Annotated in this window: 5 protein-coding genes; 3 read left to right on the top strand and 2 right to left on the bottom strand. The window is 62.7% G+C overall.

Annotated elements, in window-relative coordinates; all coding sequences use genetic code 11:
- Positions 1–93: 93 nt before the first annotated feature.
- Both WBR57_RS17860 and WBR57_RS17855 read right to left on the bottom strand, forming a co-directional pair.
- Positions 94–2031, bottom strand: a complete 1938-nt coding sequence (locus tag WBR57_RS17860; protein WP_424085159.1) for a TonB-dependent receptor domain-containing protein — start codon at positions 2029–2031, stop codon at positions 94–96.
- 78 nt (positions 2032–2109) lie between these two features.
- Positions 2110–3315 (bottom strand): multidrug effflux MFS transporter, encoded by a 1206-nt coding sequence (locus tag WBR57_RS17855; RefSeq protein ID WP_424085157.1) that lies wholly within the window; start codon positions 3313–3315, stop codon positions 2110–2112.
- 109 nt (positions 3316–3424) lie between these two features.
- Between WBR57_RS17855 and WBR57_RS17850 the strand changes: the two genes are divergently transcribed.
- The 3 genes from WBR57_RS17850 to WBR57_RS17840 all read left to right on the top strand — a co-directional run.
- A complete protein-coding gene (locus tag WBR57_RS17850) occupies positions 3425–4531 on the top strand; it encodes an efflux RND transporter periplasmic adaptor subunit (protein WP_424085155.1) in 1107 nt (368 codons plus the stop codon).
- Positions 4532–4533: 2 nt separating this feature from the next.
- A complete protein-coding gene (locus WBR57_RS17845) occupies positions 4534–7617 on the top strand; it encodes an efflux RND transporter permease subunit (protein ID WP_424085153.1) in 3084 nt (1027 codons plus the stop codon).
- Positions 7618–7775: 158 nt separating this feature from the next.
- A partial coding sequence (locus WBR57_RS17840; protein ID WP_424085161.1) for a DUF6531 domain-containing protein occupies positions 7776–10470 on the top strand: 2695 nt, incomplete at its 3' end.

Raw genomic sequence — 10470 nt, 5'->3', positions numbered from 1 at the left:
GCGTGCGTGCATCCAGGCGCATGGCGGCGAGCTGGTCCTGGAGAACCGCCCACCGGCCGGCCTGTGCGCGGTGGTGCGGTTGCCGGCTGCGCTCTAGAAATTCAGCGTGGCGCCCATCCACAGCGTGCGGCCGTAGTTCACCGTGCCGTAGGTTTCATCGTCCAGGCGCTTGTCGGTGAGGTTGTTGAGCGAGGCATTGAGGGTCAGCGAATCGCTCACGTCATACGAGCCGCCGAGGTCGGCTGTGGTGTAGCCCGGCGCTGGCTCGTCGGTGAGGGTGTTGCCGGTTTCTTCACCGTAGTAGCTCAGCGAGGCCCAGGCCTGGGTGCGGTCGTTGATCATCCACTCGCTACGCACATTGGCTTTTTGCTTGGGGGTCAGCGCCAGCGGCGCACCTTTGTTGGCGCCGCTTTTTTGCTCGGAATCGGTGTAGGTGTAGTTGGCCTTGAGCAGCACGCTGGGGTTGATGTCCCATTGGCCGTTGAGCTCCACGCCCTGGATGATCGCTTTATCGACGTTGACGCGCTCCATGATGATGTAGTTGTTCCAGCGGCGGTCGGTGGTGACGGTCGAGAGCTTGTCCTGGAAGTCGTTGTAGAACAGCGTCACGCCACCGGACAGGTTGTCGCGGTTGCTCCACAGCGCCGAGACTTCATAGTTGGTGCTGGTTTCGGGCTTGAGGTCCGGGTTGCCGAACATCACAAAACGATTGCGCCGCAGGTAGGCGTAATCCTCGACCACCGCGCGCAGTTCCGGCGCTTTGAAACCGCGCGCAACCCCGCCTTTGAGCGTCCACTGTTCGGTGGCACGCCATACTCCGTACACGCGCGGGCTGACATGGGCGCCGTACTGTTCGTGCTCGTCCAGGCGCAGGCCGGTGGTCAGGGCAAAGCTGTCGGTGACTGACCATTCGTTCTCGGCAAACAAGGCTTTTTGCACCACCGAGAATTGATAGTCGACGCGGTCGCCCAGGCCCTGGTTCCAGTCGGTCAGTTCGCTTTCATTCCATTGCACGCCGACGGTGCTGACGTTATGCGCGGTAGGCACCACCAGCTTGGCGTCGAACACGGTGTTCTTGACCTCGGGTTTGCGCCCGTAGATATCGGTTTGCGCCGGCGTGGCCTTGCCTTCGCGGCTGGAGGTTTCCTGGGACAGCGCGACGTCCGAGGTAGCCCAGCCCCAACGCCCCTGGTGCGACAGCGACCAGTGATCACGGTTGTTTTCCTGCTCGCGGGTGGCCCAGTTGGCACTCATGCCGTCACCGTTTTTCAGGCGCGTGGCGCCAGCTTCCAGCAGGATGTCGTGGTCGAGGGTCGGGGTGAAGGCCAGGCGCGCGGTGAGGTCACGGTGGTCGGCTTTACTGAAGCCATTGGTCTGCTCGATGTCGTCATCGGCCTGGCGATCCAGGTAGCGGCCCCAGACCTGCAAGCCAAGCAGATCCTCCTTGAGCGGGCCGCTGAGGTAAAACTGGCTCTGGCGGGCGTTGCCCTGGTCGCTGTGCTGGCGCGCCGAGTAGTCATAACCGATCGAGCCGCCCCAGGTCGGCGACACCTTGCGCGTGATCACGTTGATCACCCCACCGATGGCGTCCGAGCCGTACAGCGACGACATCGGCCCGCGCACCACTTCGATACGTTCGATGGCGGCGGCCGGCGGCACAAAGCTCTGTTCGTAGCCACTGTTGCCGTTGACCCGCGATTCACGCGCGCTCTGGCGTTTGCCGTCGACCATGATCAGGGTGTAATCGGCCGGCATGCCACGGATCGAGATGTCGGTTTCATTCGCCCCGCCATTCACCGTCACGCCTTCCACATCGCGTACCGCGTCGCCAAGGTCGCGGTAGGATTTACGGCGCAATTGCTCGCCGTCGATCACCGTCACCGACGCCGGTGCGTCTTCCACACTTTGGGCAAAGCCGGACGCAGTTACCACCACATCATTGAGTTCCAGTGCAACGGGCTCATCGGCGTGGGCGTGCAGGCTGGCGGCCACCAGCAGGGCCAGGGGCGAAAAACGAAAGGCAGGAAGCATGGGCGAACACCTTGGGATTAGTCTCAAAAGAGAATCGTAATCATCCAGCCCGCCATACCTTGGACAAAGTGTGACAACTCAAGCCGCCGAAACCAGCGCCGGGCGCCGCTCGCGCAGCAGGTAAAAGGCCACACACGCCGCCAGCGCAAAACCGCCCTGGATCATGATCATCGGTGTGGCGCTGCCGTCGCGCAGATGGCTCAGCAGCAGGCCGCTGCAGGTCGCGCCGAACATCTGCGCAAACCCCATCAACCCGGCCGCCAACCCCGCGCGGTGTGCGTTGGGCATCACCGCGCCGGTCACCGAGCCGGGCAATACCAAGCCGCCGCCGAGGGTCACCAGGGCAACCGGAATATCCAGGCCGAGTACCGACAGGCCGAACAGCTGATAAATCACCACGGCCGACACCCCGCCAAGCGCCACCAGCGTCACGCCCATTGCCACAATCCGTTGCGGCCCCAGGCGCAGGATATTGCGCCGGGTGTAGGTGGAACCCACGATCAGCATCGACACAATCAACCCGAAATTGATGCCGTATTCCAGGCTGCTGAAGCCCAGCAGGTTGATAAACACCGCGGATGAACCGGCGATCACCGCAAACATGGCGCCGTAGGTACAGGCCAGCGCCACCGCGAAAGCGCGGTACTGGCGACCCTTGAGCAAGTCCAGGTATTGCCCGCCCAGGGTGCGCCAGTGGCCGGCCTTGGGGTCGAGAAAGTGAGTGCTCTCGCGGAAAAACAGCAGCGCCAGCAGCAACACCCCACTGCCGATGGCCAACGCCAGGATGATCGGCGCGTGCCAGCCGAACAGTTTGATCAACAACCCACCGATCATCGGCGCGACGACGATGGCGTAGAGCATGCCGATCATGGTCAGCGCCAGGGCCGGCCCGGCGTCGGCCTTCCACACATCGCGCACCACGGTGCGCGCCAATACCAACGCGGCACAGGCGCCGAGGCCTTGCACTACGCGGGCAACAATAAATTGCTGGATGTCGCTGACCAGCAGCATCGACAGGGTCGCCAGCACATACAACGCCAGGCCGCCGATCAGCACCGGGCGACGGCCGATACGGTCCGACAGCGGCCCGAACACCAACTGGCCCAGGCCAAACGCGGCGACAAACGCCGACAGCGCCATCAAAGCCGAACCGGGCGGTGCCAGCAGCGCCTGCTCGATGGCGCCGAGGCCTGGAATCATCAATTGGGTCGAGACTTCACCCAGTGCCGTCAGGGCCACCAGTAAAAACAACAGGTTTCGCGAGGCGGCCGGGACGTTTGCCATGGGAGATATCCGGGGGCTGGATTAATTTATATTTCGACCATAATATGCGTAAAAAATTATGTCCATAATTTTTTGTCCGCCGACCGAAAGCATCCCCCCGGAGCCCGACATGAACCCTCTCCCCCTGCGTCTTCTTACGCCCCTGGCGCTGTTGATCATCCTCAGCGGCTGCAACAGCCAGGCCGATACCACCGCCGACGTGCCGCAACCGCGCCCGGTACTCGCCGCCAAAGTCGAAGCCGCCGGCACCCAGCAAAGCGCCTACACCGGCGTGGTCGCGGCACGCACTGAAAGCGACCTGGGCTTCCGGGTCAGCGGCAAAGTCATCGAACGCAAGGTCGACCCCGGCCAGCATGTGTCCAAGGGCGATACCCTGCTGGTGCTGGACATCGGCGACTTCGAACTGGCCCTGCGCTCGGCAAAAAACCGCGTCAACGCTGCCCAGGCGCAACTGCGCCAGCGGCGTGACGATGAAAACCGCTACCAGCGCCTGGCCAGTACCGGCGCGGTGTCGCGGCAGATCTTCGACCAGTCGGCCACCAACCTGCGCGTCGCCGAAGCCGAGCTGGCCGCGGCGCAATCCGACGCCAGCCAGATCGAAAACCGCCGCACCTACTCAGTGCTCAAGGCCGATGGCGACGGAATCATCACCGACGTCCGCGCGGACCGCGGCCAGGTCATCGCCGAAGGGCAAATCGTCGCGCGCCTGGCCCATGACGGTTCGCGCGAAGCCATGGTCAATCTGCCGGAAAACCAGCGCGGCCAAGCCGCGCAAAAAGCCCTGGCCTTCCCCTTTGGCGCCCCCGACCAGGCGGTGACCGCGACCCTGCGCGAATTGTCCGCGAGCGCCGACCCGACCACCCGCACCTACCGTGCCCGCTACGTGCTGCATGGCGGCGTGGAGCGCTTCGCCCTCGGCTCGACCATCACCGTGCGCCTGCAAGGCGACGGCCAGGCCCAGCAAACCCGCGTGCCCATCGGCGCCTTGCAGGACGCGGGGCAAGGCACCGGCGTGTGGCTGATCGGCGCGGACGACAAGGTCAGCTTCGCCCCGGTCAACGTCGCCAGCCTCGGCCAGGAAGACGCGCTGCTCGACAGCGGTGTCAGCCCCGGCCAAATCGTCGTCGCCCTCGGCGCACACCTGCTGCACAGCGGTGATGCGGTACGCCTGCTGCCCGCCCAGGCGCTGGCCCTCACCCGCAAACAGGAAAACTGAGCATGCGCGGCATCAACCTCTCCGAGCTGGCGGTCAAGCACCGCGCGGTTACGCTGTTTCTGATCATTGCGATCCTCGCTGCCGGGGTGTTCTCGTTCGGCAAGCTGGGGCGCGCCGAGGACCCGTCGTTTACCGTCAAGGTGATGACCGTCACCGCTGCCTGGCCCGGCGCCACGGCCCAGGAAATGCAGGAGCAAGTCGCCGACCGCCTGGAAAAGCGCCTGCAGGAACTGGACTACTACGACCGCGTCGAGACCATCGCCCAGCCAGGCTTTGTGTCGATGCGCATGACTTACAAAGAGTCCACGCGCCCCAGCGAAATCCAGGACCTGTTCTACCAGACGCGCAAAAAACTCAGCGACGAGGCGGCGAAACTGCCCAAGGGCGTGATCGGGCCGTTCTTCAATGATGAATATTCCGATGTGTACTTTGCGCTGTATGCCCTGGAAGCCGAGCACCTGCCCCATCGCCAGCAAGTGCAAATGGCCGAGGACCTGCGCCAGGGCCTGCTCAACCTGCCAGGGGTGAAGAAGGTCAATATCCTCGGCGAGCAGGCGCAGCGAATCTTTGTCGAGTTTTCCTACGAGCGCCTGGCGACGTTGGGCATCAAGCCCGACCAGATCTTCGCCGCCCTCGCCGCGCAGAACGCCGTGGCGCCGTCGGGCTTTGTCGAAACCGCCGGCGCCCGCGCCTACATCCGCGTCGACGGCGCGTTCGACAGCCTGGCGCTGATCGAAAACGTGCCGCTGGAAGTCAATGGCCGCGTGCTGCGCATCGCCGATGTGGCCAGCGTCAGCCGTGGTTATGAAGACCCGCCCAGCTACCGCATCCGCCATCAGGGTGACCCGGCGTTGATGCTCGGCGTGATCATGGAGAAGCACTGGAACGGCCTGGAGCTGGACAAGAGCCTCAAGGCCCAGGAAGTGAGAATCCAGGCCGACCTGCCGTTGGGCGTGAACTTCGCCAAAGTCTCCGACCAGGCGAAAAACATCAGCCTGGCGGTGAACGAATTCATGCTTAAATTCTTCGTCGCGCTGGCCGTGGTGATGGTCATCAGCCTGCTGGCCCTGGGCTTTCGCGTGGGCCTGGTGGTGGCCGCTGCCGTGCCGCTGACCTTGTCGGTGGTGTTTGTGATCATGCTGCTTACCGGGCGAGAGTTCGACCGCATCACCCTTGGCGCGCTGATCATTTCCCTGGGCTTGCTGGTGGACGACGCGATCATCGCCATCGAGATGATGGTGGTCAAACTCGAAGAAGGTTTTGATCGGATTCACGCCGCAACCTTTGCCTGGAGCTCCACGGCCGCACCGATGTTGACCGGTACGTTGGTCACGATCATCGGCTTTCTGCCGGTGGGGTTTGCGCGCTCGGGCGCCGGCGAATATGCCGGCAATATCTTTTGGATCGTCGGTTTTGCGCTGATCTCATCCTGGCTGGTGGCGGTGGTCTTTACCCCGTACCTGGGGGTCAAGCTGCTGCCGCAGATCAAGCCGGTACCCGGTGGGCACGACGCGATCTATGCCGGGCGCTATTACCAGAAACTGCGTGGCTTGGTAGAGGCCTGCGTGCGCAGGCGCTGGCTGGTCACGGGTCTAGTCATCGGCGCCTTTGTGCTGTGCGTGCTCGGCATGGGCGTGGTGAAGAAGCAGTTCTTTCCCAACTCCGACCGTTCCGAGCTGATCCTTGAGGTGTACATGCCGCCTGGCAGCGCCTTCAAGAGCACCGAGGCGGTGGCCGCGCAGCTCGAAAAGGCGCTGCTGCAAGAACCACAGACCGGCATGGTCGACACCTACGTGGGTGGCGGCGCGCCACGGTTTTTCCTGTCACTGAACCCCGAGCTGCCGGACCCGGCGTTTGCCAAGCTGATCGTGCAAACCCCGGACTCCCACGCCCGCGACGCGCTGAAACTGCGCATGCGCGAGCGGATTGCCGCGGGTGAATTCCCGGCGGCGCGGGTACGGGTCACGCAACTGCTGTTCGGCCCGCCCGTGCCGTTCCCAGTGGTTTTTCGTGTGTCCGGGCCGAATGTGGAGGTGCTGCGCGGCGTGTCCGAAGATGTGCGCCGCGTGGTGGCCGCCAACAAACTCACCAAGGACGCCTTCCTCGATTGGGGCGAACGCACCAGCGGCTACCGCTTGGTCCTCGATCAAGACCGCCTGCGGCTGCTGGGCTTCACTCCCAACGAGGTCAAGTCGCAGCTCAATGCGTTGCTCAGCGGCAACCCGATCACCGAAGTGCGCGAGGGCAACCGCACCGTCTCCGTGGTCGCCCGCGCCCAGGGCAGCCAGCGCGAAGACCTCGGCAACCTCAACAACATGACCCTGACCAACAGCGCCGGTACTTCAGTGCCACTGGCCCAGGTCGGGCATTTCCAGGCGGTGATGGAAGAGCCGATCCTCAAGCGCCGCAACCGCGCGAGCACGGTGGAAGTGCGCGCCGACATCATCGACGGCGTACAGCCGCCCGACGTGGAGATGGCCGTGTACAAAGACCTGCAACCGCTGATCGCCAAGCTGCCAGCCGGTTACCAGATCGACATCGGCGGCCCGGTGGAAGAAAGCGCCAAGGCCAACGTGGCATTGGCGGCCTTGTTCCCGATCATGATCCTGCTGACCCTCACGGTGATCATGTTCCAGGTGCGCTCGTTCGGCGTGATGTTCATGGTCTTCGCCACCGCGCCTTTGGGCTTGATTGGCGCGGTGCCGACCTTGTTGCTGTTCAACCAGCCGTTCGGGTTTAACGCAATCCTGGGCCTGATCGGGATTGGCGGGATCCTGATGCGCAACACGCTGATCTTTACCGATCAGATCCGCCAGAACCGGGACCACGGCATGCCGACTCACGAGGCGATTATCGAAGCCACCGTGCGCCGCGCGCGGCCGGTGATCCTGACCGCATTGGCGGCGGCGCTGGCATTTATTCCGCTGACGCTGTCGGTGTTCTGGTCATCCCTGGCCTATGTGCTGATTGGTGGGGTGCTGGTGGGTACGCTGTTGACGCTGTTGTTCCTGCCGGCGCTGTGCAGCCTGGTGCTCGGTCGGGAGAAGACAAAAACCGCTGAAACATCCCACGCCACTGCCGGATAAGCACTACAGCCCTATCCAGAAAACCACTGCAAAGTCCTTCGCCTGATCACACAGTGCGAGGGATTGCAGATGGTTTTCCGTGTTAATGCCCTGCTTGTCGGGGCTGCCTCTTGATCGGCGCGACCAGCCAGCACATCGGCTTGCTGGTGCTGGCCGCCATGGATTCAAAGGCGCGCGACGTCGAATCCGTTCTCAGCGATTTCCGGCGCTGCCTCAACCACTACGACGCCTGGGCCGAGCGCTATTTCAGCTTTTCGGCACTGGATGTCGAGCAGGTTTTCAAAGCCGGGGACGACGTGGCGCTGGTGGCGCCAATCAACCGCTCGCTCTTTCCCAGCAGCACCGTCGCACAGTGCAAAGCCGACGGCACGCTGACCCTGGTGCATATGTTCCAGAGTTCGCAGTTTGTGCCCATCGGCAATACGCCAGTGATGTTGCAGCGCGTCGACCCCAACGGCGGCCCATTGGGCGAGCCGATCCACAAGACCATCGGCCCCAGCGGCATTCTGCAAATCACCGAGTGTGATCGCAACCAGCAGTACCGGGTCAGTTTTTACCCCAATGTTTCCAAGGAACATTTCAAGGCGCTCTACGCCTCTTATCAGTCGGTGCTCGCACCGCTGGAAGGCTGGTTGCGCAGTGAGTGGCGCGGCACGTTTGAGCCACTCTGGAAAGATTACTCCGAGGCGAACTTTCTCAAGCGCTACCTCACCTTGCACAAGGCCTATGCCAAGGGGTTCGGCGACGCGCTGTATTCGCTCTGGGACAACCTCAAGCAGCTGCTTCAATGGCTGGCGCACCCTTTGGAGCATGCCGAAAAACTTCTGCATTACCTGTCGCAGGTCGAGTTTGAACAGCTGCTGAACGTCAGCGCCGAGACCCTCGCAAAAGGTCTGCTGGTGCTCAGCGACGAGCCACTGTTGTTTATCTACTTGTCGGTGATGGTCAGCTGGATGCGAATGCTGCCACCGCCGTACATGAACGAGTTGCTGGGGGAGATCAGCGCCGAAGTGCTGATCAACCTGTTGCTGCTCTTGCCCACCGGCGGCATGGGCCTGGCATTGCGCATGAGCTCGAAGGTGTTGAGCGGCATCAAGTCGCAGCGTGCACGCCAGTGGTTGGAGCAGGTGGCCGAACAGTTCGGGAAACCTCGCGTGGATGCACATGTTGAGGTGGCCAGGCCGATATTGCTGGGAGGGCCGGCTGCAACGATCAAGACAGTGCCAGCGGTGCCGTTGAAGGTGGGGGATCAGTTGGTTTCGAACCCGGTGCCGGCGGTTCGGAACAAATCCCAGAAAACGGCGTTGGTTCGGCAGGAGCATGTCGACGATGCGCCTGCTTCTGCTCGAAATCCGAATGGGGAGGCGGCGGCGTCTGCGGACAAGACCGCCACCAATGGCTGCCCGGTATCGATGGTGACCGGCGAGGAATTGCTGACCCTCACCGATGGTGTACTGGACGGGGTTTTGCCGTTTGAGTGGACGCGGCTGTATCGCACCAGTGCGGTGGAAGTGGATTGCGGGCTGGGGTTTGGCTGGAGCCATTCGCTGGCGCAGCGGTTGTCGGTTTCCGGTGACTCGGTGGTGTGGACAGACCACGAAAATCGGTCGACCACCTTCCCCTTGCCGAGTGTTGGTCGACCAGCGATCACCAACAGCCTGGCTGAAGCGGCGATTTATCTCGGTGAATTACCTGACGAACTGGTGCTGGCCCAGGCGTCACGGTTCTACCACTTTCGCGACGGTGTGCTGACAGCCATCAGCGATGCGTACGACAACCGATTGCGCATTTCCCGGGATTATTCCGGGCGGATCGAGCGGTTGGATAACGGTGTCGGGCGTTCGTTGTTTTTGCGCTATGAAGCTGGCCGCATTCTTTCGGTTGACTACCAGATTCATCGCGCCAAGGGCCGCGAGCCCTTCGAATGGGTGACCGAGTTCAGCGTTGTTTCCTACGCCTATGACGACGCGGGCCGACTGCTTTCAGCGACCAATGCTGTCGGTGAAAGCGAGGTTTACAAGTACGACGACCAGCACGTCATTCTCGAGCGGCAACTGGCCGGTGGGGCGAGTTTCTTCTGGGCGTGGGAACGGTCTGGCAAGGCGGCGCGATGTGTCCGGCATTGGGCGAGTTTCTCGCAGATGGACACGCGTTATGCCTGGGGCGACGACGGGCAAGTCACGGTGTTTAACGCCGATGGCAGCCAGGAAGTCTATGTGCATGACCAGCGCGCGCGGCTGGTGCAGCGTATCGATCCGGATGGCGCCGAGCACTTCAAATCCTACGACGACAAAGGCCGGCTGACCGTCGAGCAGGACCCGCTGGGGGCAGTGACGGCGTATCAGTACGACGAAGCCGGACGTTTGGTGGCGTTTTTTCCGGGGGATGACGAGCCGACGTCCTACGAGCATGACAACGGGTTCGTACGGGTGGTACGGCGGGGTGAGGCGGCTTGGACCTACGAGCGTAATGATCAGGGCGATGTCGTTCGCAAGATCGATCCTGACGGCCACGTTACGGACTACAGCTATGACAAATACGGGCAGCTGACGGAGGTCTGGTTTCCGGATGGCAGCTGTCAGCAGTTGGTGTGGAACGAGCGTGGGCAGCTGGTTGAGGAGCAGCTGGTTGAGGAGCAGCTGGCGAGTGGCGGAATCAAGCGATATCGCTATGACGATAGTGGGCGGCAAGTTGCGCGCGAGGATGAGCGTGGGGCGCTGACCCAATATCAGTGGGACAGGGTTGGGCGGTTGGTGCGCGTAGTGCTGCCGGGCGGTGGCGTGCGGGAATACAGCTACAACCCGTACGGAAAAATTACCGCTGAGCGGGATGAGCTGGGGCACGTTACTCGCT

Origin of the sequence: Pseudomonas sp. (genome assembly GCF_049590575.1) — a bacterium.
Classification (GTDB): domain Bacteria; phylum Pseudomonadota; class Gammaproteobacteria; order Pseudomonadales; family Pseudomonadaceae; genus Aquipseudomonas.
This window is presented reverse-complemented; position numbering and strand designations above follow the sequence as displayed.

Bases quoted from the DNA above. Each gene is read 5' to 3' on its own strand.
- WBR57_RS17860 (WP_424085159.1), bottom strand. From the start codon at position 2,031: ATGCTTCCTGCCTTTCGTTTTTCGCCCCTGGCCCTGCTGGTGGCCGCC.
- WBR57_RS17850 (WP_424085155.1), top strand. From the start codon at position 3,425: ATGAACCCTCTCCCCCTGCGTCTTCTTACGCCCCTGGCGCTGTTGATC.
- WBR57_RS17845 (WP_424085153.1), top strand. From the start codon at position 4,534: ATGCGCGGCATCAACCTCTCCGAGCTGGCGGTCAAGCACCGCGCGGTT.
- WBR57_RS17855 (WP_424085157.1), bottom strand. From the start codon at position 3,315: ATGGCAAACGTCCCGGCCGCCTCGCGAAACCTGTTGTTTTTACTGGTG.